19 protein-coding genes are annotated in these 22,692 nt (G+C 65.3%); 17 read left to right on the top strand and 2 right to left on the bottom strand.

Annotated features, from left to right (window positions below; translation table 11 throughout):
* Nucleotides 1–57 precede the first annotated feature (57 nt).
* The 8 genes from lysA to CRP40_RS19375 all read left to right on the top strand — a co-directional run bounded on the left by lysA (nt 58) and on the right by CRP40_RS19375 (nt 8,210).
* A complete protein-coding gene (lysA, locus tag CRP40_RS19410; RefSeq protein ID WP_027916535.1) occupies nt 58–1,290 on the top strand; it encodes a diaminopimelate decarboxylase in 1,233 nt (410 codons plus the stop codon).
* A gap of 251 nt (nt 1,291–1,541) precedes the next feature.
* Nucleotides 1,542–2,252, top strand: coding sequence for a helix-turn-helix transcriptional regulator (locus CRP40_RS19405; protein WP_027916534.1), 711 nt, complete (start codon nt 1,542–1,544; stop codon nt 2,250–2,252).
* 106 nt (nt 2,253–2,358) lie between these two features.
* Entirely contained in the window at nt 2,359–3,774 is a 1,416-nt protein-coding gene (locus tag CRP40_RS19400) for a TolC family protein (protein WP_027916533.1), read from the top strand.
* Nucleotides 3,775–3,845: 71 nt separating this feature from the next.
* Nucleotides 3,846–4,991, top strand: coding sequence for an HlyD family secretion protein (locus tag CRP40_RS19395; protein ID WP_027916532.1), 1,146 nt, complete (start codon nt 3,846–3,848; stop codon nt 4,989–4,991).
* A complete protein-coding gene (locus CRP40_RS19390; protein ID WP_027916531.1) occupies nt 4,981–6,492 on the top strand; it encodes an MDR family MFS transporter in 1,512 nt (503 codons plus the stop codon). The genes CRP40_RS19395 and CRP40_RS19390 overlap by 11 nt, the downstream gene beginning before the upstream one ends.
* Before the next feature lie 85 nt (nt 6,493–6,577).
* The gene (locus CRP40_RS19385; protein WP_027916530.1) at nt 6,578–7,342 is read left to right on the top strand and encodes a GntR family transcriptional regulator; all 765 of its coding nucleotides are present in this window, start codon (nt 6,578–6,580) and stop codon (nt 7,340–7,342) included.
* A gap of 34 nt (nt 7,343–7,376) precedes the next feature.
* Nucleotides 7,377–7,841, top strand: coding sequence for a redox-sensitive transcriptional activator SoxR (gene soxR, locus CRP40_RS19380; RefSeq protein ID WP_033695215.1), 465 nt, complete (start codon nt 7,377–7,379; stop codon nt 7,839–7,841).
* 120 nt (nt 7,842–7,961) lie between these two features.
* On the top strand, nt 7,962–8,210 hold the full coding sequence (locus CRP40_RS19375) for a CsbD family protein (RefSeq protein WP_023533700.1): 249 nt from the start codon (nt 7,962–7,964) through the stop codon (nt 8,208–8,210).
* Nucleotides 8,211–8,270: 60 nt separating this feature from the next.
* Here CRP40_RS19375 and CRP40_RS19370 read toward each other — a convergent pair whose 3' ends face one another.
* Together CRP40_RS19370 and CRP40_RS19365 are read right to left on the bottom strand one after the other, a co-directional pair.
* Nucleotides 8,271–8,543, bottom strand: a complete 273-nt coding sequence (locus CRP40_RS19370; protein ID WP_027916528.1) for a PepSY domain-containing protein — start codon at nt 8,541–8,543, stop codon at nt 8,271–8,273.
* Between the two features lie 104 nt (nt 8,544–8,647).
* Nucleotides 8,648–9,874 (bottom strand): MFS transporter, encoded by a 1,227-nt coding sequence (locus CRP40_RS19365; protein WP_027916527.1) that lies wholly within the window; start codon nt 9,872–9,874, stop codon nt 8,648–8,650.
* A gap of 398 nt (nt 9,875–10,272) precedes the next feature.
* Here CRP40_RS19365 and CRP40_RS19360 point away from each other — a divergent pair, with 398 nt between their 5' ends.
* The 9 genes from CRP40_RS19360 to CRP40_RS19320 all read left to right on the top strand — a co-directional run bounded on the left by CRP40_RS19360 (nt 10,273) and on the right by CRP40_RS19320 (nt 22,680).
* On the top strand, nt 10,273–11,232 hold the full coding sequence (locus CRP40_RS19360; RefSeq protein ID WP_027916526.1) for a MoxR family ATPase: 960 nt from the start codon (nt 10,273–10,275) through the stop codon (nt 11,230–11,232).
* Between the two features lie 4 nt (nt 11,233–11,236).
* Complete coding sequence (locus CRP40_RS19355; protein ID WP_027916525.1) at nt 11,237–12,181, top strand: DUF58 domain-containing protein; 945 nt, start codon at nt 11,237–11,239, stop codon at nt 12,179–12,181.
* A complete protein-coding gene (locus tag CRP40_RS19350) occupies nt 12,178–12,672 on the top strand; it encodes a DUF4381 domain-containing protein (protein ID WP_027916524.1) in 495 nt (164 codons plus the stop codon). Before CRP40_RS19355 ends, CRP40_RS19350 begins: the two co-directional genes overlap by 4 nt.
* Nucleotides 12,665–13,741 (top strand): VWA domain-containing protein, encoded by a 1,077-nt coding sequence (locus CRP40_RS19345; RefSeq protein ID WP_027916523.1) that lies wholly within the window; start codon nt 12,665–12,667, stop codon nt 13,739–13,741. Before CRP40_RS19350 ends, CRP40_RS19345 begins: the two co-directional genes overlap by 8 nt.
* Nucleotides 13,738–15,456 carry a tetratricopeptide repeat protein gene (locus tag CRP40_RS19340; RefSeq protein WP_027916522.1) on the top strand — a complete coding sequence of 573 codons (1,719 nt, stop codon included), beginning with the start codon at nt 13,738–13,740 and terminating at the stop codon, nt 15,454–15,456. The genes CRP40_RS19345 and CRP40_RS19340 overlap by 4 nt, the downstream gene beginning before the upstream one ends.
* A complete protein-coding gene (locus CRP40_RS19335) occupies nt 15,453–17,081 on the top strand; it encodes a BatD family protein (RefSeq protein ID WP_027916521.1) in 1,629 nt (542 codons plus the stop codon). The genes CRP40_RS19340 and CRP40_RS19335 overlap by 4 nt, the downstream gene beginning before the upstream one ends.
* Before the next feature lie 132 nt (nt 17,082–17,213).
* Nucleotides 17,214–18,449: an exonuclease SbcCD subunit D C-terminal domain-containing protein gene (locus tag CRP40_RS19330; protein WP_027916520.1), complete on the top strand. Its 1,236-nt coding sequence runs from the start codon at nt 17,214–17,216 to the stop codon at nt 18,447–18,449.
* Entirely contained in the window at nt 18,446–22,090 is a 3,645-nt protein-coding gene (locus tag CRP40_RS19325) for an AAA family ATPase (RefSeq protein WP_027916519.1), read from the top strand. Before CRP40_RS19330 ends, CRP40_RS19325 begins: the two co-directional genes overlap by 4 nt.
* Nucleotides 22,087–22,680 (top strand): glutathione S-transferase, encoded by a 594-nt coding sequence (locus tag CRP40_RS19320; RefSeq protein WP_027916518.1) that lies wholly within the window; start codon nt 22,087–22,089, stop codon nt 22,678–22,680. Before CRP40_RS19325 ends, CRP40_RS19320 begins: the two co-directional genes overlap by 4 nt.
* Nucleotides 22,681–22,692: the final 12 nt, after the last annotated feature.

Below are 22,692 nucleotides of genomic sequence, written 5' to 3'. Positions count from 1 at the left end.
CTGAATCAAGTCTATGGGCCATGCTCGCTACTTCCCCCTGTCCGGAGTCCTTCGATCATGAACCATCCTTACGCTGTGCTTGCCGACGCCGTTCGCCAGCACGGTTCACCCCTGTGGGCCTACGACGCCGCCACCATCATCAGCCGGATAGAACAGCTCAAGCCATTCGACACCGTACGCTTCGCCCAGAAGGCCAACCCCAACCTGCAGGTATTGCGCTTGATGCGCCAGCACGGGCTGGTGCTCGATGCGGTGTCGCTCGGGGAAATGGAACGCGCCTTTGCAGCCGGCGCCAGTGTGGCGGGCGAGCCTGCGGGGGTGGTGCTGACTTGCGACGTGCTGGACCGCGCCACCCTGGCGCGCGCGGTCGCGGAAAAGATCGAAGTCAACGCAGGCTCCATCGACATGCTGCGCCAGTTGGGCGAGCACTCGCCAGGGCACCGTGTCTGGCTGCGCATCAACCCAGGGTTCGGCCATGGCCATAGCCGCAAGACCAATACCGGGGGCGAGAACAGCAAGCATGGCATCTGGCACGAGGACCTGCCGCAGGCGCTCGCCTGCATCCGGGCCCATCGCCTGCACCTGGTAGGCGTGCACATGCATATCGGCTCTGGCGTTGACTACTCCCATCTGGAACAGGTGGCTCGTGCCATGATCGAGCTGATCGTGCGCCTGGACACCGACATCGAAGCGTTCTCGATCGGCGGTGGGCTCTCGACGCCATACCGCGATACCGACACGCCGGTGGACCTGCAGCGCTATGCGCAAACCTGGGCAGTGGCACGGCAGGAAATCGAAGCCGTGCTCGGCCACCCGGTGCGCATGGAGATCGAGCCAGGGCGTTTTCTGGTAGCCGAGTCGGGCTATCTGGTGACCGAAGTCCGTGCCGTCAAGCAGGTGGGCCGCAACACATTCGTGCTGGTCGATGCTGGCTTCAACGACCTGATGCGTCCTGCGATGTACGGGGCCTACCATGCCATGACCCTGCTCGATGCCGACGGCCACCCCGTAGACCGCCCGCGGCAACCGACCGTGGTCGCCGGCCCACTGTGCGAATCGGGGGACGTGTTCACTCAGGATGAACAGGCGCTCTGCCCTCAGGACTTGCCCCAGGCCGTGGTTGGCGACTTGCTGGTGATTCACGATGCCGGTGCCTACGGCGCCTCCATGTCGTCCAACTACAACAGCCGGCCTTTGCTGCCAGAGGTGATGATCGAAGGCCAAGCCGTACGCTTGATCCGCCGTCGGCAGACCATTGACGCGCTACTCGCGCTTGAGGCCGGCTTGTAACTTCCAATTCCCTGCATGCCGACCGCCATGGCGAGCCGGCATTGCGGGGATAGACCACCCAGTGCTCCCCACACACTTCGCTCGTTAATAGAATGTGAACTGTGAAAACCAAATAGCTCGCAATAAATTCTTATCTTTTCCTAGAATCAAGCAATTCAGTCACATTCAAACCGCACACTACCCCACCCTTTGCAACCTCCACACACGATCCCCCTTTACAATTGGATCCATTCCAACGATGGATCCCCCACATGCAGACACTCGAAATGGATTACGCCCCCGGCGATCACGTCGCCAGCCACTGCCACGCCCACGACCAACTGATCTACGCGGCCAGTGGCATTGTGCATGTGAGTACCGATTCGGGAAGCTGGGTGATCCATGGGGGTAATGCGTTGTGGGTGCCGGCCGGCGTCAGCCATGCCATTGTCATGGAAGGCGTCGTCAGCATGCGCTCCCTGCTGCTGACGCCCCATGTCGGCCACTGCCAGGTGATCGTGGTGACGGGGTTGCTGCGTGAATTGATCCTGGCAGCCTCGCGAATGCTCGGTGTCCGGGAGGGCGAGCACGTACGGGCGCTCATTCTCGGCGAGCTCGCCCATGCAAGGCGCATCGACACGTTCGTTGCAATGCCGACGCACGCGCGCCTGAGGGCCTGGTGCGAGCGCATGCTGCGGTCACCCGCCGAGGCGCATTCGCTTGAAGAGTGCGCCACTGCGCTGAACATGAGCACGCGCAATGTGGCCCGGCTGTTTCAGCGCGAGTTGGGCATGTCCCACGGCCAGTGGCGCGCTCGGGCGCGGGTGATGCTGAGCCAGCAGTGCCTGGCGGCAGGCCGTCCGATCATCACCGTGGCGCTCGAACACGGCTACCAGAGCCCAAGCGCCTTTGCAGCCATGTTCAGGCGTATTCTGGGATACGCGCCCAGCGACTGGCAGGACGGGAGCGCACGCCCCCGCTGAAGCGGTTCGAGTTGTCCCGCTGGCGCGCACGGTTGTCCCGCTTGCGGCAGCCTTGACCTGACCGGTCTCTCTAACGTTGCATCATGACTGACAAGCGATGTTCATGATGCCCACTTCGTCGATGATCCCCTCCCCCGTACAGCTTTGCGCTGTGCTGACGTTCGGCCTGCTGGCAGGTTGCACGCACCCTGTCGCCTCCGAACAGCCCCCTGCGGCCATGCGGGTCAACCCTTTGGCCGAGACCCAGGCCGGGGTTAGCGCGCAGCCTTTGCCCGAGCGCTGGTGGCAGTTGTACCAGGACCCGCAACTCGGACGCTGGGTGGAGCGCGCATTGGCCAACAACCAGGACCTGGCCCAGGCCGAAGCCAACGTGCGGGCACTGCTGGCTGGCATCGGCGAGTTTGAGGCGCAGCGCCTGCCTGCTACCTCGCTGGGTATTGCTGCAACCTACGGCAGGGACAGTGACGATCAGACCCTGGCCCAGGCCCGTGACAGCCATGCTTCCGCCTCCTGGCACTTCAATCCGGGCGTGGCGCTGGCGTATCAGGTGGACGTGTGGGGGCAGGTGCAAGCCCAAATCGATCGCGCCAAGGCGCAAGCGCAGGCTGCGAACGCCGCGCACGATGCCGTGAGACTGCTGGTGGCCGCCCAGACCAGCCGTGCCTACATCGAACAATGCGTCTACACCGCCCGCCTGAGCCAGGCCAGGCAAGCCCTGCGCACCCTTGATCGCAGCCTGCTGTTGAGCGACCGCCAGCGTCAGGCCGGCATCGCCACGGCGCTGGACGGCGAGCGGCTGCTCGGCCTGCGTGAACAGGTGCGCGCCCGGATACCTGTTTTCGAGGCGCGGCGCCAGGTGGCGCTGTTCGAGCTGAGCACCCTGGCCGGTGACGCCACGGTTGATCGCACACACCCCTGCGCTGCCATCCCTTCGCTCACGGCAACGCTGCCCACAGGCGATGGCTGGCACCTGCTCGAACGGCGCCCCGACGTACGCCAGGCTGAACGAGCGTTGGAAGCCGCCGGCCTGGAAACGGACATCGTGCGCGCCGACCTGTACCCCAAGGTTCTTTTTGGCGCCCAACTGGCTAGCGCTGACCGTCACATCAGTGGCCTGGGGGCTAGCCGCGCCATCACCTTTGGCGTCGGCCCATTGATCAGCTGGGAATTTCCCAACCTGAAAGCCAACCGCGCCCGGTTGGGCAAGGCCCAGGCTTTGCAGCAGGCCCAGCGCGCTCACTACCGCAGCGTGGCGCTCAAGGCCCTGAAGGATGTGCGCCAGGCTTTGGCCCGCCATGCCGGCGAGCAGCAGCACCTGTCTTCGCTGCAGGCTGCGCTCGAGCACAGCCAGCGCGGCTTCGCCCTGGCACAGGCCAGCTACCGTGCGGGCACCCAGGACGGGCTGGCCCTGCTTGACAGCGAACGCGAGCTGATCGCCCTGCATGACCAGCTCCTCGAGGCGCGCGGCAAGGTGGCCAGTGCCCAGATCGACCTGTTCCGCGCACTGGGCGGCGGGTGGTGAAGCCGCCACGCCCAAGGCTCCGCCGACGCTTGCAAAGCGCAACCGCCTCCACTGGACAATGGAACCCCACCATGAACGCTGCTGCACAAACGCACCCCTCAACCCCGACTGCCGAGCAGGCGACCCTTCGCACACGACGGCGGTTGCTCTATAGCGCAGCCGCATGCCTGGGCGTGCTGGCGCTACTGGCGCTCGCTGGCTACTGGTTCTCCACCGGGCGCTACCTGGAAAGTACCGACGACGCCTACATCCGCGCCGATTGGGTTGCATTGAGTTCGCGCGTGGCGGGCTATGTGGCAACGGTGGAGGTCGAAGACGACCAGCCGGTTGAAGCCGGCGCTGTGCTGGTCCGGTTGCAGGATCGCGATTACCAGGCCCGCAGGGATCGCGCGCGCGCTGCCGAACATCAGGCGCAGGCGGCCATAGACGCGGCGCGGGCTCGCCGCGAGCTGGCCGTGCAGCGCATCGAGCAGCAGGCGCAGGCCACCCTCAAGGCCGAGGCCGCCGTGCACAGTGCCAGCGCCGAACGTCGTCGCAGCCAGCTGGACCTGCAACGCTACCAAGGCCTGGTACGCGACGAGGCAGCCACGACCCAACGGCTGGAGCAGGCGCTGGCCGCTGCCAACCAGGCCAAGGCTGTCGAGCAAGGGGCGAAGGCAGCATGGCGGGAACAACAGGCGCAGCAACGGATGGCCAAGGCCGGCGCTGCCCAGGCCAAGGCTGACCTGCAGCAGCACCTGGCCGCCTTCGAAAGCGCCAGGGCCGAACGCCGACTGGCCGAACAGGACGCCCAGGACACCGTGCTGCGCGCACCGGTGGCAGGCGTGGTGGGCAAGCGCCACGTGCGTGCAGGGCAATACGTGGTGCCGGGCCAGCCGTTGTTGGCAGTGGTGCCGGTCGCGCAGGCCTATGTCGTCGCCAACTACAAGGAAACCCAGTTGGCTCGGATGCGCCCAGGGCAGCCTGTACAGGTACAGGTGGACAGTTTCCCTGGCCAGGCATTCGAAGGTCACGTAGCAAGCTTCTCGCCGGCCTCGGGCAATGTTTTCGCGTTGCTGCCGTCGGACAATGCCACAGGCAACTTCACCAAGATCGTCCAGCGTTTTGCGGTGCGCATCCTGCTCGACCTGCCCGTAAACGGGCCGCAGATACTGCCCGGCATGTCGGTGGTGACCACCGTCAACACGCGCACGCCGGAGCCTGCCGATGCGCGCTGAACAAGCGGTATCCCTGCGCGCCTGGGTGGCTGTGCTGGGCGGGCTGTTCGGCTGTTTCATGGCCGGCATGAACGTGCACGTCACCAGTGCCGCACTGCCCGAGATACGCGGCTCGCTGGGCGCCAGCTTCGAGGAAGGGTCATGGATATCCACCGCCTACCTGGTGGCAGAGATCGTGATGATCCCCCTGACGGCCTGGCTGGTGGAGGTGTTCTCCCTGCGCCGGGTGATGTGGACGGGCTCGCTGGTCTTCCTGATCGCGTCGGTGGCCTGTTCGTGGGCGCCGAACCTTGAAACCATGATCGTGATCCGGGTAATCCAGGGCGCCGCCGGCGCCGTGCTGATCCCGCTGTCGTTCCAGCTGATCATCACCGAACTGCCGGCCAGCCGAATGGCCATGGGCATGGCGTTGTTCAGCCTGGCCAACAGCGTGGCGCAGGCAGCGGGCCCTTCGATCGGCGGCTGGTTGACCGATGCGTACTCCTGGCGCTGGATCTTCTACCTGCAGCTGTTTCCTGGTATTGCCCTGCTGTGCGCCATTGCCTGGTCCATCGAGGCCAGGCCGATGAAGTTGCAGTTGCTGCGCCACGGTGACTGGCTCGGCATCGCCGCCATGGTGATTGGCCTGGGCGGGCTGCAGATCGTGCTGGAAGAAGGCGGCCGGTTGGACTGGTTCGGGTCTTCGTTCATTACGGGCATGACCGTGGTGTCAGCATTGGCCCTGGTGCTGTTTGTGACGACCCAGCTGTTCGGCCCGCGCGCGTTCATCAATCTGCGGTTGCTGGGCCGTTACAACTTCGGCGTGGCCAGCCTGGCGATGTTCATCTTCGGGGCGGCCACCTTCGGGCTGGTGTTTCTGGTACCTAACTACCTCTCGCAACTGCAAGGCTTCAGTGCCCGGGACGTGGGTGTGGCGTTGATCGCCTACGGGCTCGTGCAGTTGCTGCTGGCGCCCTTGATGCCGCGCCTGATGCGGTGGACCAGCGCCAAGTTCATGGTGGCCAGCGGGTTCCTGATCATGGCGCTGGGCTGCTGGATGGGCGCCAGCCTGACGGCCGACAGTGCCGACAATGTGATCATCCCCTCCACCGTGGTACGGGGTATCGGCCAGCCGTTCATCATGGTTGCGTTGTCCGTGCTGGCAGTGGCCGGGCTGGACAAGCGCGAGGCCGGGTCGGCCTCGGCGGTGTTCTCGATGCTGCGCAACCTGGGTGGCGCCATCGGCACGGCTGGCCTGACCCAACTGGTGGCCACGCGCGAACGCCTGCACAGTGCGCGCATCCATGAGCATGTGACCGTGTTCGAGCCGCAACTGCACACACGCCTGGATCCGACCGTGCAGACATGGCTCTGGCATTCGCAGCAGTGGCTCGAAGGGTTGTCGGGCTCCATCCGCCGCGAAGCCTACCTGATGGCCTACAGCGATGCCTTCTACCTGGCTTGCCTGGCGTTGCTCGGCTGTGCGGTGGCAGCATTGCTGCTGAGGTCGCACAAGGGGTAATGAGGCGATGGCGGGCGCTTGGCTCGGGAGCGACGAACGGCTGGTACACTGGCGCCTTTGTACAACGTCCAGACAGGTTCTACCCATGCACCAAGCCCGCTATGCCACTGTGGCCAAGGACTTGATCGAGGCAATCGCCAGCAGCCGCTATCCGGTCGGGGGCTTGTTGCCCACTGAAATCGAACTGTGCGCGCTCTACGGTGTGAGCCGGCATACGGTTCGCGCGGCGGTCGAGCAGTTGCAGAGCCTGGGCCTGGTGTCGCGGCGCAAGCGCATTGGGACACGCGTCGAGGCGCGCCACCCTCAGATCGGCTACCGGCAGTCGATAGCGAGCCTGGCAGAGCTCTCGCATCATCTTCAGGCACCCGTGCGTCAGATTCGCGCTGTTCGCCAATTCGTGGCTGCCCCTGACGAGGCCGAGCGACTGGGGCTGGTGCCAGGGGAACAGTACTTCTGCATCGAGGCGTTGCACAGTACCTCTGCGGGCCACCCCTTGGTGGTGTGTGCAAGCGCCGTCTATGCCCAATCCGACTACGCGCAGGTGATCGAACTGGCCCAGGCACATCCCGAGCAGTTGATCGCCCGCCTGATCGAGCAGCACTACGAGCGGGTGATCGCCGTGATCGACCAGCACGCTCAGGCACAGTCACTGACCCTTGACCAGGCCCGTGTATTAAGTGCCGAGCCGGGGGCACCGGCGCTGTGCGTGGTGCGCCACTACCGCGAGGAAAACGGCGACCTGATGGCGGTCTGCGAAAACCTCTACCCCGCTGATCGCTACAGCCTGGTCAACCAGTTACGTCGCGACCGCATGCCCGCAAGCGCCGCGGCTGTCCCCCCAGCGTTCTGACGCCCCCCAGTACACCCATTGGAGATCCACTCGCATGGCAGCAGAATCGACACGGATGCTTACCGTAGGTGAGGTGGCTCGCCGCAGCGGTATCGCGGTATCGGCACTGCATTTCTACGAAAGCAAGGGTTTGATCGCCAGCACGCGCACGGCTGGCAACCAACGCCGCTATCCGTCGCTGGTGCTGCGCACCCTGGCGATCATCAAGGTGGCCCAGCGCACCGGTATTGCCCTGGATGAAATCAAGCAGGCGCTGGGGCGCTACCCGCCCAACAGCAAGCTCACGGCAGCCCAGTGGGGCGAAATGTCCAGTGCGTGGCGAGAAGACCTGAACCAGCGCATTCGCCTGCTCCAGGCGTTGCGCGACAACCTGGACAACTGCATCGGCTGCGGCTGCCTGTCGCTGGAGCAATGCCCGCTACGCAACCCACAGGATGTACTGGGCGAGGAAGGCAGCGGGCCCAGGATCTTGGAACGGCACGTGCGTGAGGGCACGTAACCGCAGCAGGTGCACGGCGCGGTAGTATCTGGCGCCGCTTTGGTTGGAACCAATCGGCGGCGCTAACGCCCTAACCTTTTGCTATTTAACCAATCCCGTTAGCGAAAGGATGACCGAACCATGAAACGCGAACAGATCGAAGGTGTAGCAGAGAACATTGCGGGTAAAGCCCAGAGCGCTGTAGGCCGTCTGATCGACGATCCGGCCCTAGAAGCCGAAGGTGAAGGCCGTCAGGCTGCTGGCCAGGTGACCAAGACTTACGGCGATGCCGTGAACTGCGTCTCGTCCTTCGTCAAGGAAAAGCCGTTTGCTGCCGTGGCCATCGGTGCCGCGCTGGCCATGGTGGTGTCGCGTCTGCTGCGCCGCTGACCGAATGCATCAGGCCCACGCGGGTGCGTGGGCCTGATGGGCTTTCAATGCAGGCTGAACTCAGTTATCCAGTTCATCCTTGACGATACGGCCATCTCGCGGGTCGACCTTGAACTCGTACTGCTTGCCGTCAGCTTTCATCCCCTCGCCTTCCCAATGACCGTCATCGGCTTCGATCTTGGTGATCTGGGTGTAGCCGGCGCCTTTGAGGGCAGCTTCGGCCTGATCCTTGTTTACTTTCCAGTCGGCGCCGGGCTGATCGGCCCAGGCAACAGAAGCGCCCATCGCGCCAACCAGGGCCAGGCCAGTGAACAGTCGAGTCATCGCTTTCATTGCAGGTTTCCTTCTTGGAGGGTGTGAACATGCGACCGACAGTCGGTACGCCGCGTTCATTCCAATCCTCCCAGTGCCGCACGGACGCGAGTGGCTCAGCGCCCTCAACCCGGCTGGCTGACCAGTGCATTACTGACACTGCGCCCGAGCACCAGCACCGTCACGAAACCGCAACCTACCAGTGCCGTGGCCATGCTCAGCAGCACGCCGGTGCCCAGGTGATCGACCACCTGCCCACCAAAGAACGACCCTACGGCGATGATGACCTGGAACATGGCCACGAACAGCGGCATGCCCCGCTCCACATCCTTGGGCGCGACCACGAACATCCAGATGTTCGCGCAGGCAGGAAACGCCCCGAAGGCAAAGCCCCATAACGCGATCAGCATCGCAGCGCCTGTCATGCCAGTGGCAAAGTGCGGGAACAGCGCCGTGCTCACGGCAATCAGCAGCGCCACCAGCAGCAAGGTATGCCGCACGCTGCGGTTGGCCGCAAAGCCTGCGAAGATATTGCCCATGAACCCCGCCACCCCGTAGAGCAGCAGCAATGAGCCAATGGTTGGGCCATCGAAGCCGGCGTTTTGCTTGAAGAAAGGGGCCACGTAGGTGTAGGCGGCAAAATGCGCCAGCCCGATCAGCAACACGGCAATCAGGCCCACGCGCGCCTGTGGATTGATGAACAACGCCGGCAGGTCGCTGATGCGAATGGCCTTCTCCGGCATCAACCGGGGCAGGAGCATGACCTGCGCCAACAGTACCGGCACCCCTACCACGGCAGTGACCAGGAACGTCATCCGCCAGCCCATCAGCCCGCTGAGCCAGGTACCCACCGGCACACCGATGACCGTGGCCAGGGTAACGCCGGCCATGATGATCGAGTTGGCCTTGGCCACCCCGACGCCATCGGGCGCCAGGCGGCTGCTCAAGGCAATGGCGGTCGCCCAGAAGCCACCGATACTCACCCCCAGCAGCACGCGTCCCAGCAGCAACAGGTGAAAATTACCGGCAAACGCGACGATGGCGTTGGCCAGGATCATGATCAACGTCAGGCCGATCAGCAGGTAGCGCCGGTCCAGGTTGCCGACACCGACAGAAATGGTCGGCGCCGCCAGGGCTGCCATGATGCCGGGCAAGGTGACCATCAGCCCGGCAAGGCCTGCACTGATGCCCAGATCGTTGGCGACGTCGTTCAGCACGCCGACTGGAAGAAACTCGCTGGTCACCAAGGCGAACGCGCCCACGGCCACGGAGAGAATGGCCAGCCACTGCTGGAGCAGGCTTTGTTGTTGGTGTTCGGGCAGACCACGAGGGGCCGGGCTGACGCTTGGCATTGTGCACAATTCCATGACATGGCGCCTGAACGAGGCGCACGAGAGGCTAAATCTGGCCGCGAGTATAAAGAGCACGGGCCGCCAGGCGAGAGGCCGGCCGCTCGATAGTGGTTATCGCTGTGATCGATAGAGCGCAGGGCTCAGGGTTACGCGGGACTTGGAACGGCTTGACCGGGGCGCCGGACTGGCCGCGATGGACTGTGATGGGCAGCGCAGCAAACCCAGGATTTCAACGCTACGGCACTTATCCCGAGGACCGCGCTGATCTTCTGATAGGCCGCCCCTCAGATAAATTTCCAAGCCGCCATTGGTCGCCACCCCCTCGGATGGATTAAAGTATCAACCCTTGCCGGGCCGCTGCCATCAGCCGCCTGGTCCTCTATCAGGAACCGTCGCCGATGGAACACCGTGAGGCGCTGATCGCGCTGCGCACCTTTCTCGCTTCCCAGATCCTTGGCCAGGAAAAGCTGGTCGAGCGGCTGCTGATCGTGCTGTTGGCCGATGGCCACATGCTGGTGGAAGGTGCGCCGGGCCTGGCAAAGACCAAGGCCATCAAGGAACTGGCCGAGGGCATCGAGGCGCAATTTCACCGTATCCAGTTCACCCCCGACCTGCTGCCCGCCGACATCACCGGCACCGAGATCTATCGGCCCGAGACCGGGAGCTTCGTGTTCCAGCAGGGGCCGATCTTTCATAACCTGGTGCTGGCGGACGAAATCAACCGGGCGCCGGCGAAGGTGCAATCGGCGCTGCTCGAAGCCATGGCCGAGCGCCAGGTCAGTGTGGGGCGAAGCACCTACGACCTGTCGCCGCTGTTCTTGGTCATGGCCACGCAGAACCCGATCGAGCAGGAAGGCACCTATCCCCTGCCCGAGGCGCAACTCGACCGTTTCCTGATGCATGTCAAGATCGGCTTCCCCGACGCTGCCGTGGAGCGCCGCATCCTGGCCCAGGCTCGCGGCGAGGCGCTGGGCGGTGAGACCAAGCCCGAGCGGCGGGTCAGCCAGCAGGCGATCTTCGCAGCTCGCAAGGAAATCCTCGGCCTGTACATGGCGGACGCGGTGGAGGAGTACCTGGTGCAACTGGTCATGGCCACGCGTACGCCGGCCAAATTCGACAACGAACTGGCCGACTGGATTGCCTATGGCGCCAGTCCGCGCGGCTCGATTTCCCTGGACCGCTGCGCACGGGCCCATGCGTGGCTTGCCGGGCGCGATTTCGTCAGCCCTGAGGACATTCAGGCGGTACTGTTCGACGTGTTGCGCCACCGCATCATCCTGTCGTTCGAAGCCGAGGCGGCGGGGGTCGACCAGGACCGGGTCGTGCAACGTATCCTCGACGTCGTGGCCGTTGCCTGACCCCATGTCCAGCACCCCGCTGATCGAGCCCGGCATTCGTATCACCCTTGCCGAACTCATCGACATGCGCCACCGCGTGCGCGAAATCCAGCTGTTCTCCAACCCCGGCCAACGTAGCCCGCTGGTGGGCCTGCACCATTCCAAGCTGCGGGGCCGGGGTGTGGACTTCGATCAGGTTCGGGTGTACCAGGCCGGTGACGATGTGCGCAACATCGACTGGCGGGTCACTGCCCGCACCCAGGAGCCTCACACCAAGCTATTTCACGAAGAACGCGAGCGGCCGATCTTCATTCTCGTGGAGCAGAGCCAGCGGCTGTTCTTCGGCTCCGGGCTGGTGTTCAAGTCGGTACTGGCGGCTCAGGCGGCGGCCCTGTTCGGCTGGGCCGCGCTGGGGCACAACGACCGGATCGGGGGGCTGGTGTTCGGTGACAACGATCCCCACGAGATCAAACCCAGGCGCAGCAAGCAAAGCCTGCTGCAACTGCTCAATCGTCTGGCCAAGGTCAACCAGTCGCTGCACACCGAAGGCGTCGCCCAGGCCGATAGCCTTGGCCTTGCGCTGCGCAGGGCGCGTGAAGTATTGAGGCCAGGCAGTCTGGCCATCGTGATTTGCGATGAGCGCTCGCTGACGCCCCAGTGCGAACAACACCTGGCCATGCTCTCGCGACACTGCGACCTGTTGCTGATGCCGGTATCGGACCCGCTGGACCACGCTCTGCCAGCGGCCGGCTTGCTGAGGTTTGCGCAACGGGGCGCGCAGCTGGAGCTGGACACGCTGGACGAAGGGCTGCGCCAGGCCTACCGGCACCAAGCCGAGGCGCGCATCGAGCGCTGGGAATTGATGGCGCAAAAGCTCAGGGTGCTGCTGATGCCACTGACCACGCAAAGCGAGATGATCGAGCAATTGCGCGATTACCTGAGTGCCCAGCGCATGGGCAGCGCCTCGTGAACCCGCTTGACCAGTTGCAGCCATTGATCGCGCCCCCGCCGATCAGCCCCTGGCCACCGGCGCCTGGCTGGTGGCTGCTGTTGGCGTTGTTGCCCGTGCTGGCCTGGGGCCTGTGGCGCGTGCGTCGCTGGCGCCCACGCAAACGGCCCCTACCACGCACCGAGCAGCCGCTCGACCCGGTGCGCGTGGCGGCGCTCGAGGAACTGGCGCGTCTGCCCCGCCCCTACGACAAAGCGCCTGCCGGCGCCTGGCTGCAGCAGATCAATGCCCTGCTCAAACGGCTGTGTCGCAGTCACTACCCCTTGGCCAATAGCCACACGCTAAATGGCCGGCAATGGCTGGCCTTTCTTGACAACCGCTGCCCGGCAGCAGGCCTGACCCGCTGGATGGTGTTGGTCGAAGGGGCCTACAAGCCCGAATGCCGCCTGGACGACAAGGCCATCGCCGGGCTTAGCCAGGCGGTGGAAACCTGGATTCGCAAGCATGTTTGAACTGGCCTGGCCGTGGATATTCGCCTTGCTGCCCCTGCCTTGGCTGGCACGGCTCGTGCTGCCTGCCGCCGACAGTGGAGAGCCTGTCCTCAAAGTCGGCTTCCTGCAAGAGCTTGAAAGCCTGGCGGGGCGCCGCGCCCGCCTGAACCTGCCGACCTGGCGCCAGCAGGCCCCGTTCGTCGTGATCTGGCTGCTGTTGCTGTGCGCCGCCGCTCGCCCCCAATGGCTGGGCGAGCCGATGCCGGTGGCAGCCAGTGGGCGCGACCTGCTGGTGGCAGTGGACGTGTCCGGCTCGATGGACTTCCCGGACATGCAGTGGCAGGGCGAAGACATCAGCCGGCTCGACCTGGTCAAGGCGCTGCTGGGCGACTTCTTGCAGGACCGTGAAGGTGACCGGGTGGGGCTGATCCTGTTCGGCAGCCAAGCCTACCTGCAGGCCCCGCTGACCTTCGACAGGCGCACGGTGCGCACCTTTCTCGATGAAGCCCAGATCGGCATCGCCGGCAAGAACACCGCCATTGGCGATGCCATCGGCCTGGCCGTCAAGCGGCTGCGCCAGCGGCCCTCGCAGAGCCGAGTGCTGGTGCTGATCACCGACGGGGCCAACAATGGCGGGCTGATCCACCCCCTCACCGCCGCCCGTTTGGCCGCTCAGGAGGGCGTGCGCATCTACACCATCGGCATTGGCGCCGATCCGCAAGCCACCGGCACCCCTGGCCTACTGGGCCTGAACCCAAGCCTGGACCTGGATGAAGCGTCCTTGCGCGAAATCGCCGAGACCACCCAGGGCGCGTACTTCCGCGCCCATGATGGCGCCGAACTCGATGCCATCGGTGACACGCTTGACCGGCTTGAACCGGTGGCGCAACAGCCGACCCAGGCGCGTACGGCAAAGGCCTTGTATGCCTGGCCACTGGCCTTGGCGCTGCTGCTGAGCGTGCTGCTGGTGATCAGCGTGCAGTGGCCGGACAACCCGCTGCAACGACAATTGCGCAAGCCGCGCTTTCTGCAACCGCACCCACAATGGCGGCAGCGCCTCAAACGCCTGCGCCTGAGGAGGCCGCGATGATCGATCTATGGCCCCAATGGTTGCGCCCGCTGTGGTTGCTGAGCATTCCCGTGCTCGGCTGGTTGCTGTTCAAGCTTTGGCACCGGCGCAGGCGCGCCGGGCGCTGGCAAATGATCCTGCCCCCGGCCTTCCATAACGTGCTGCTCGGTGGCGGCAGTGGCAACACCAGCAAGCTACCCTGGATAGCCCTGGGCCTTGCCTGGCTGCTGGTGGTGCTGGCCCTGCTGGGCCCGAGCTGGCAACGCGTGGAGGAAAGCCGCCAGCGGCCTGCCGATCCTCTGGTCATCCTGCTGGAACTGACCCCGCAGATGCTGGCCGAGGACAGCCCGCCCAATCGTCTTGAGCAGGCGCGTCGCAAGATACTCGACGTACTCGAGCACCGCCGTGACAGCCAGACCGCACTGGTGGTCTACGCAGGGTCGGCGCATACCCTGGTGCCGCTGTCCGACGACCTGGCCACAACACGCAACCTGCTCGAAGCACTCGACCCCTCGATCATGCCCAAGCCCGGCCAGCGGGCAGACCTTGCCGTGCACAAGGGCCTGGCCCTGCTCGCCCAGAGCGGCCTTGGCCAGGGCCGCCTGCTGCTGGTCGGGTCCTCGCTCAGCGCCGCCGAGCGCCAAGGCATCAGCCAGGCCCTGGGTCGCCATGGCCCAAGCCTGCTGATGCTGGGCATCGGCAGCCGTGACGGGGCGCCAGTGCGCCAGGCCAACGGGGAATTTCTCAAGGACGACCAGGGCGCGATCCTGTTGCCACGGCTGGACGGCGCGGCGCTCAAAGGCTTCATCAATGGCACTGGCGGGCGTTACCGGCATGCCCGCATCGATGACCTGGACCTGCGCGGCCTAGGGCTGTTCGACAACCCGCGCAGCACACGCAGCGAAGGCCAGACCCTGCAACTGGACAGCTGGGCCGACCAAGGCTACTGGTTGCTGATTCCGTTGCTGCTGCTGGCGGCCTGTGCCGGTCGGCGGGGTTGGCTGTTCTGCCTGCCGCTGTTGCTGGCCCTGCCCCAGCCCGGCCAGGCGTTCGAGCTCGACGATCTGTGGCTGCGCCCCGACCAGCAAGGCCAGCGCCTGCTCGAGCAGGGTCGAGCGGCCGAAGCGGCCGGCCGCTTCCGTGACCCGCAATGGCGAGGCATGGCCCTGTACCAGGCGGGTGACTATGCCGGCGCTGCCGAGGCGTTTCTGCAGGTCGACACGGCCGCCGCGCACTACAATCGCGGCAATGCTCTGGCATACAGTGGTGAACTGGAAGCGGCGCTGGACGCGTATGATCAAGCCCTGGAGCGTCAGCCAGACCTGCAGGCGGCGCTGGACAACCAGGCACTGGTCGAGCAAATGCTGGCCCAGCGCCAAGGCAAGGCTGCCGAACAGCCCGGCAGCACCGACGCCCAGGATTCGCCTGGTCGTGAAACCGAGGGCAACAGCAGCGCGCAAGGTAGCCCGGCAGAGCCTGCGCCCGGTTCCGACGAGCAGGCGGGGGACGGCGCCTCGGCCCAAGGCGACGGCGGTGACCAGGGTGCATCTGGCAACCCGCCAGGCGAGGATGACGATGTGGTCGACCCACCCCACGCGCCTGTCACCACCGCGCTCGATGCCGAGCAACGCCAGGCGCTGGAACAATGGCTCCGAGAAATCCCCGACAATCCCGCGCAGTTGCTACGGCGCAAATTCTGGTACGAACAGCAATTGCAACAGGAAACCCCACGATGAGTCGCTGCGGCGTCTTTCTCCTCATGCTGCTCTGGAACGTGCTGGCTCACGCCGAGCCGTCGCTCAAGGCCAGTGTCGACCGTACACGTCTGGAAGCCGGCGAGAGCCTGGAGCTGACCCTCGAAAGCCAGGATGTGACCGAGTTCGGCAAGCCTGACCTGCGGGCACTGGAAGGTGACTTCGAGGTGCGCAGTACCCGGCAGTTGAACAGCCTGCACACCCTCGATGGCGAGACCCGCGCCAGCACCCGCTGGATCATCACGCTCCTGCCCCGGCGCAGCGGCAGCCTGCAGATCCCTGCCCTGCAATTGGGGCAGTCGTTCAGCCAGCCGGTAGACCTGCAAGTGCTGCAAGCCGATGCCAACCGCCAGGACAACGCCCAGGTGTTCATCGAGGCGACCCTGGACAGCACCGATGTCTACGTGCAGGCCCAGGCTGTACTGACCCTGCGCATCTACCATTCGGTTGCGCTGTATGACGACAGCAGCCTCAGCCCGCTGCAACTGGAAAACGCCAAGGTCGAGCCCCTGGGCGAATCGCGCACCTACGAAAAGGAAATTCAGGGTGTGCGCCATGGCGTGATCGAAACGCGCTATGCCGTCTATGCCCAGCAAAGCGGCACCCTGGACATTCCTTCGCTGACCTTCACCGCCACGGCTGCGGCCAATAGCCAGGGCGAGCAGAACGGCAACGGCGCTGCCCGTGCCGGCCGCCAGGTACAGGTAAGCTCTACGCCGCTGCGTCTGACGGTACGGCCCGTCCCGGCCCAGTGGCCGGCCGGGCTGCCCTGGCTGCCCGCGCGTAGCCTGACCCTGGAGGAACGCTGGAGCCCCGATCCTGCCGCCCAGCAGACCCAGATCGGCGATTCGTTGACCCGCACCGTCACCCTGCGCGCCGAAGGGCTGTCCAGCGCTCAGTTGCCGCCAGTGCCGCCCACCGAAGCCAATGGCCTGCGCCGCTACCCCGATCAACCGTTGTTGCGCAACGAGATCAGCGAACGGGGCATGACCGCCACCCGCGAGGAACGCGAGGCGCTCATTCCCACCCACAGCGGCCCGCTGGCCTTGCCTGCGCTGGAAGTGACATGGTGGAACACCCGCGAAGATCACCTCGAGCACAGTGGCCTGCCTGCACGCTCGATCACCGTGCAGGACAACCCTGCCCTGGTGGCCGAGGCCCCGGTGGTGGGCAATGGCAGCAGCACACTGCTGTGGCCTTGGCAGCTGGCGACCCTGGTGCTTGCGTTGACCACGCTGCTGGGCTTCACCCTGTGGTGGCGCGCCCGTTCGCAGCCAGCGGTGCTGCGTGCGGCGCAGACAGGGCCGAGCCCGCGCACCCTGCTGGACGACCTCAAGCGCGCCTGCCTGGCCAACGACCCCCAGGCCACGCGCCAGGCCCTGGATGCCTGGGCGCGGCAACAGCCGCAGACCCTGGCCGAGATGGCGGCGCGCTTCGTACCCTTGTCCGACGCCCTGGATGGGTTGAACGGCGCGCTGTACAGCGAAAGCGGCCAGCACTGGCAAGGTGAAGACCTGTGGCGGGCGATCGGCACCATTCCACCGGCCGAACAGGTGCTGCTGCCCACCGGCGAGAGCGCCAGCCTGCCACCGCTGTATCCCAAGTGAGCATGTGGCGGCGCGTCATCGACCGGGTTCGCGCCGTGTACCGACCGGCTTTACCGGCCCGCACAGCGCCGCGCCCATGGGGTACCATAACGCCCTTGCCCGCTCGCCCGACTTCATACCCACAGGTCATCCATGCGTCTGTTTCACACTTCCGATTGGCACCTAGGCCAAAGTCTCCATGGCCAGGAACGCGACTTCGAACACGCCTGCTTCCTCGAGTGGCTGCTCGGCCAGCTGCACCTGCGCCAGCCTGATGCGCTGTTGATCGCAGGCGACGTCTTCGACACCGTCAACCCGCCGGTCAATGCCCAGGAGCGCTTGTACGATTTCATCGTCAGGGCCCACGAACAGCAGCCGAAACTCGACATCGTGATGATCGCCGGCAACCACGACTCCGGCTCGCGCATCGAGCTGCCTGCACCCTTGATGCGCCGCCTGCGCACCCATGCACTGGGCCGTGTGCACTGGCTGGACGATGGACAACTGGATGTCGAGCGGCTGCTGATTCCGCTGACCAACGCGCGCGGCAAGGTGACCGCCTGGTGCCTGGCCTTGCCGTTCCTGCGGCCGGCGGAGGTGACCGGCCTGCAACTGGGCGACGACTACCTGCAAGGCATCACCCGGGTCCACCAGCAACTGATCGCCGCCGCCCAGGCCAGGCAGCGCAAGGACCAGGCGCTGATCGCCATCAGCCACGCCCACATGGCCGGCGGTGCGGTCTCCGAAGACTCCGAGCGCAGCCTGATCATCGGCAACGCCGAGGCATTGCCGGCCAAGCTCTTCGACAAAGCCATCAGCTACGTCGCCCTGGGCCACCTGCACAAGCCCCAGAAGGTCAATCGCGAAGAACGGATCCGCTACAGCGGGTCGCCCATCCCGTTGTCGTTTGCCGAGGTGAACTACCCCCACCAGGTGCTGGAAGTCACCTTCGACGGCGCGGCGCTGGCCAGTGTCGAGGCTCGCCCAGTTCCGCGTGCGGTGCCGTTGCAACGCATAGGGCCGGCCCCACTGGACGAGGTCCTGACGCAACTGGCCGACTTGCCGGTGGTGGACCTGCTCGATGATCCCAACCGCCAGCCTTGGCTGGAGGTGCGCGTCGTGCTGAACGAGCCGCAGCCCGACCTGCGCCAGCAGATCGAAACCGCCCTGCACGAAAAGGCGGTACGGTTGATTCGCATAGGTGCCGAGTACGCCGGCCGAACGGCCGATGACGAAGGCCCGGCGTTCGTCGAGCTGGCCCAGATGACCCCGCAAGACCTGTTCAGCCGTGCCTGGGCGCAAGCCTATGGCGACCCTGCCGATGAGCAGACGCTGGCCGATTTCGCCCTGCTGCTGCAGGACGTACAGCACGAAGAAGAGCAACCATGAAGATTCTTGCCATTCGCCTGAAGAACCTGGCATCGCTGGCGGGCCCGATCGATATCGACTTCACCCAGGAGCCCCTGGCAGGCGCGGGTCTGTTTGCCATCACCGGCCCCACGGGGGCGGGTAAAAGCACCCTGCTCGACGCGCTGTGCCTGGCGCTGTTCGGTACGGTGCCACGCCTGAATGACATCGGCCGTGAGGCCAAGGTGCCGGACGGCGATGGCGAGATACCCACCTCGGACCCGCGCAACCTGCTGCGCCGCGGTACCGGCAGTGGCTTTGCCGAGGTGGATTTCGTCGGCGTGGACGGGCGCCGCTACCGGGCGCGCTGGGAAGCGAACCGCGCCCGCGAGAAGGCCAATGGCAAACTCCAGCTCAGCCGCCAGAGCTTCTACGACCTGGACAGCGAGCAGGTGCTGGGCAGCGGCAAGAACGAATACAAGCAGCTGATCGAGACGCGCCTGGGCCTTAACTTCGAACAGTTCACCCGCGCCGTGATGCTGGCGCAAAGCGAGTTCAGCGCGTTTCTCAAGGCCGACGACCGCGAGCGCAGCGAACTGCTGGAGAAACTGACCAACACCTCGATCTATTCGCGGCTGGGCCAACGGGCGTTTGCCCGAGCCCGCGAGGCCGGCGAGGCGCATGCCGCCTTGAAAGAGCGAGCTAGCCACCTGTTGCCCATGCCAGTAGACGCCCGCGCCGAACTGGACCAACGCCTGGAACAGGCGCAGCACCAGCTCAAAGCCGACCAGGCTGGCGAGCGACAGCTGGAGCAGCAACGCAGCGGGTTGATCGAGCAGGAGCAGCTTCAAGCCCAGCACGCGCAGGCCCGCACTGCCCTGGAGGCTGCCGAGCAGGACTGGCAAGCCTTGGCCGAGCCGCGCCTGGACCTGGCGCGCCTTGAGCGTCTTGCCCCGCAGCGCCATCAGTTTCACCGCCAGCAGGCACTGGCAGCGCAGCGCGCGCCGATCACCGCCAAACTTGACGAACACACCCGGCAGCTCGCCGAGCTGCAGCAGCGTACGGCCGAGCAGCAGCAGGCGCTGGAAACAGCCCGTCTTGCGTTGACCGCCGCCCAGGCCGCCCATAGCGACGCCGGTCCCTTGCTGCGTCAAGCCTTCACTGCCCAGGACAACTTGGCCCGGCTCGATCAGCAACTGGCCGTCCAGCGCAGCGACAGCCAGCAGGCCGAACATCAGGTGGCTGAGGCCCAACAGCAGTTGCAGCAACTGCACGCCAGCCAAGAACGCAGTCAACAGCAACTGGCCCAGATCGACACGGCGTTGGCCCACAGCCAGCACCTGGCCGGGCTGGCCAGCGCGTGGCATGCCTATCTGCCGCAGCTCAAGCAGGTGATGCTGATCGGCGGCCGCCTGGGCAAAGGCCGCGAGGAACTGCCCGGCCTGCAGGCTCAAGCCAGCCAGGCCACTGCGCACCTTCAGGCCGAACGCGACGCCCATGACGCCCTGTTCCGGGAAGCCAAGGCGCAGCCCGACGCCCTGGCAGAACAAATCGACCTGCTCGGCAGCATGCTGCAGGACAACCGCAAGCAGCATCGCGCCGTGGAGCAATTGACGCTTGTACACGCCCGCGTGCTTGAGTTGCATCAGCAACAGGCCACCCTGCGTGAACGTCAGCAGCAAGCCATGGTCGAGCGCCAGCGCCTGATCGGCGAAGGCACGGCCGCCAAGGCTGAGCTGGAAAGCGCCGAGCAGGCACTGAACCTGACGCGCCAACTGCTGGAGCGCCAGCGGCTGGCCCGCAACACCACGGTCCAAGCCCTGCGTGAGCAACTGCGGGGCGGCGAGCCCTGCCCGGTGTGCGGCAGCGCCGAACACCCGTTCCACCAACCCGAGGTGTTGCTGCAAAGCCTGGGCGAACATGACCAGGCCGAAGAAGCGGCTGCCCAGCGTCAGGTCACAGCGCTCAATACGCGCCTGGTGGAACTGCGCACCCAGCTAGGGGTGGTCAATGCCCAGCTCAAGGACTATCAGCAACAGCTGCCGGTATTGGACGAACACTTGCAGCCTTTGGTCGCGCAGCTTCATGAGCACCCCCTCTGGCCTGCATTGGCACCCCAGGACGATCATGCCCGCAGCAGCTGGCTCGACGGCCAACTACGGCGCCTGGATACCGAAATCGGCAACGACGAGACGCGCCAGCGGGCCTTGCTCACCCTGCAAAAAGAGGCCGCTCGCCTCAACCAGCAGCTGCAAGCCGCCCAGGACGCGCACCAACAAGCGCAGCGCCATCTGGAGCAACAGCACCTGGCACTGGAAAACGACGAGCGCCTCCTTCAGCAAGGGCTCGCGGACTTGGCCGGGGTACTGCCCGACGAAGCGCTCAAGGCCCTGCAAGACGATCCGGCCAATGCGTTTCTTGCCCTCGACCAACAGATCGCCCAGCGCCTGCACCAGCTCGACCAACGCAACGATGAGCTGGAAGAACAGCAAGCCCGCCAGGTCCAGCTGGACAAACTGCACGATCAACACCAGGTGCGTGTGCAACGCCTCGCGCAGCTTGGTGAGCAGCTCAGAGGCTTGGAGGAGCAGCGCCAGCACGCAATGGCCATGCTCGCGCAATTACTGGGCGAGCACATCAGTGCCGAGGCCTGGCAACAGCACATGGACACCGCGCTGGAGCACGCGCGCGCGGTCGAGGCGGACCTCGCCCAGCGCCTGCAAGGCTTGCATACCCAGGCTGTGCAAGTGGCCGGTGAGCTCAAGGCCAGCACCGAGCAGTTGCAGGCGCTGGAGCAAGAAGCCAGGCAGCTGCATGATCAGATCGCCCAGTGGCGCGACGCGCACCCGGAGCTGGACGATACAGGGCTCGATCGCCTGCTGGCCATGGACGACACTCAGGTCGGTGAACTGCGCCAGCGCCTGCAGGGCGCTGAAAAAACCCTCGAGCAGAGCCGTGTGCTGCTTCAGGAACGCGAGCAGCGCCTGCACCAGCACGCGGCGCTGATCACGCTGGACACTTCGGTCCAGGCTGTGGACCAGGCGCTGCTCGAACTGCGTGAGCGTCTGGTCGTTCACGAGCAGACGTGCGCCGAGCTGCGGGCCCAACAGGCGGATGACCAGCGGCGACAGCACGCCTCGCAGGCCCTGGCCGAGCAGATGGAGCAAGCCCGACAGCAGTGGCAGCGCTGGGCGCGGCTCAGTGGTCTAATCGGCTCGGCTTCGGGGGACGTGTTCCGCAAGATCGCCCAGGGCTACAACCTCGATCTGCTGCTGCACCATGCCAACGCTCAGCTGCGTCAACTGGCGCGGCGCTATCGGCTCAAGCGCGGCGGCAGTGCGCTGGGGTTACTGGTACTGGACACCGAAATGGGCGATGAACTGCGCTCGGTGCACTCGCTGTCAGGCGGTGAGACCTTCCTGGTTTCCCTGGCCCTGGCCCTGGGGCTTGCCTCGATGGCATCGAGCACCTTGCGCATCGAGTCGCTGTTCATCGACGAAGGCTTCGGCAGCCTCGATCCCGAGTCCTTGCAACTGGCCATGGATGCGTTGGACGGCTTGCAGGCCCAAGGTCGCAAAGTGGCTGTGATTTCCCACGTGCAGGAAATGCATGAACGCATACCGGTGCAGATTCAAGTCCGGCGCCTGGGCAACGGCTTGAGTGACGTTGAGGTGTGCGGTTGATCCTCTATTCGTTTCGCCGCTGCCCTTGGGCCATGCGTGCCCGGCTTGCGTTGCGCTATGCCGGCTGCGAGGTGACCGTGCAGGAGGTGGCCATGAAGCACAAACCCGCCGCCCTGCTGGCACTGTCACCCAAGGGCACCGTCCCGGTGCTGGACACCGGAGATCAGGTAATCGATGAAAGCCTGGATATCATGCGCTGGGCACTGGCGCAGAACGACCCGCAAGACTGGCACCTGTCGAGCTCGCCCGAAGCGGCGCAGCAAGCCGATGCACTGATCGCCGTGAACGACACCACCTTCAAGGCCCAGGTGAACCTGTACAAGTATGCCGAGCGGTATCCCCAGCAGTCACAGCACGTCTACCGCGACGCTACGCACCCCTGGCTGGAGCATCTGGAGCACCTGCTGCAAAACCGCCCCTACCTGTTGGCCGATCACCCGAGCATCGCTGATGCCGCCCTGTTGCCGCTGATCCGGCAGTTTGCCGCGGTCCAGCCCGACTGGTTTGCCACAGCCCCCTATCCGAGGGTCCGTGGTTGGCTGCAAGGCTGGTTGGCCTCGGACGTGTTCAAGGCCATTATGGCCAAGTGATTCAAGCGCCGT

This window comes from Pseudomonas sp. URMO17WK12:I9 (genome assembly GCF_900230165.1).
Classification (GTDB): domain Bacteria; phylum Pseudomonadota; class Gammaproteobacteria; order Pseudomonadales; family Pseudomonadaceae; genus Aquipseudomonas; species Aquipseudomonas fulva.
This window is presented reverse-complemented; position numbering and strand designations above follow the sequence as displayed.

Bases quoted from the DNA above. Each gene is read 5' to 3' on its own strand.
- CRP40_RS19330 (WP_027916520.1), top strand. From the start codon at position 17,214: ATGCGTCTGTTTCACACTTCCGATTGGCACCTAGGCCAAAGTCTCCAT.
- CRP40_RS19395 (WP_027916532.1), top strand. From the start codon at position 3,846: ATGAACGCTGCTGCACAAACGCACCCCTCAACCCCGACTGCCGAGCAG.
- CRP40_RS19390 (WP_027916531.1), top strand. From the start codon at position 4,981: ATGCGCGCTGAACAAGCGGTATCCCTGCGCGCCTGGGTGGCTGTGCTG.
- CRP40_RS19325 (WP_027916519.1), top strand. From the start codon at position 18,446: ATGAAGATTCTTGCCATTCGCCTGAAGAACCTGGCATCGCTGGCGGGC.
- CRP40_RS19405 (WP_027916534.1), top strand. From the start codon at position 1,542: ATGCAGACACTCGAAATGGATTACGCCCCCGGCGATCACGTCGCCAGC.
- CRP40_RS19365 (WP_027916527.1), bottom strand. From the start codon at position 9,874: ATGCCAAGCGTCAGCCCGGCCCCTCGTGGTCTGCCCGAACACCAACAA.
- CRP40_RS19355 (WP_027916525.1), top strand. From the start codon at position 11,237: ATGTCCAGCACCCCGCTGATCGAGCCCGGCATTCGTATCACCCTTGCC.
- CRP40_RS19345 (WP_027916523.1), top strand. From the start codon at position 12,665: ATGTTTGAACTGGCCTGGCCGTGGATATTCGCCTTGCTGCCCCTGCCT.
- CRP40_RS19400 (WP_027916533.1), top strand. From the start codon at position 2,359: ATGCCCACTTCGTCGATGATCCCCTCCCCCGTACAGCTTTGCGCTGTG.
- CRP40_RS19370 (WP_027916528.1), bottom strand. From the start codon at position 8,543: ATGAAAGCGATGACTCGACTGTTCACTGGCCTGGCCCTGGTTGGCGCG.
- CRP40_RS19375 (WP_023533700.1), top strand. From the start codon at position 7,962: ATGAAACGCGAACAGATCGAAGGTGTAGCAGAGAACATTGCGGGTAAA.
- soxR (WP_033695215.1), top strand. From the start codon at position 7,377: ATGGCAGCAGAATCGACACGGATGCTTACCGTAGGTGAGGTGGCTCGC.
- CRP40_RS19385 (WP_027916530.1), top strand. From the start codon at position 6,578: ATGCACCAAGCCCGCTATGCCACTGTGGCCAAGGACTTGATCGAGGCA.
- lysA (WP_027916535.1), top strand. From the start codon at position 58: ATGAACCATCCTTACGCTGTGCTTGCCGACGCCGTTCGCCAGCACGGT.
- CRP40_RS19335 (WP_027916521.1), top strand. From the start codon at position 15,453: ATGAGTCGCTGCGGCGTCTTTCTCCTCATGCTGCTCTGGAACGTGCTG.
- CRP40_RS19360 (WP_027916526.1), top strand. From the start codon at position 10,273: ATGGAACACCGTGAGGCGCTGATCGCGCTGCGCACCTTTCTCGCTTCC.
- CRP40_RS19340 (WP_027916522.1), top strand. From the start codon at position 13,738: ATGATCGATCTATGGCCCCAATGGTTGCGCCCGCTGTGGTTGCTGAGC.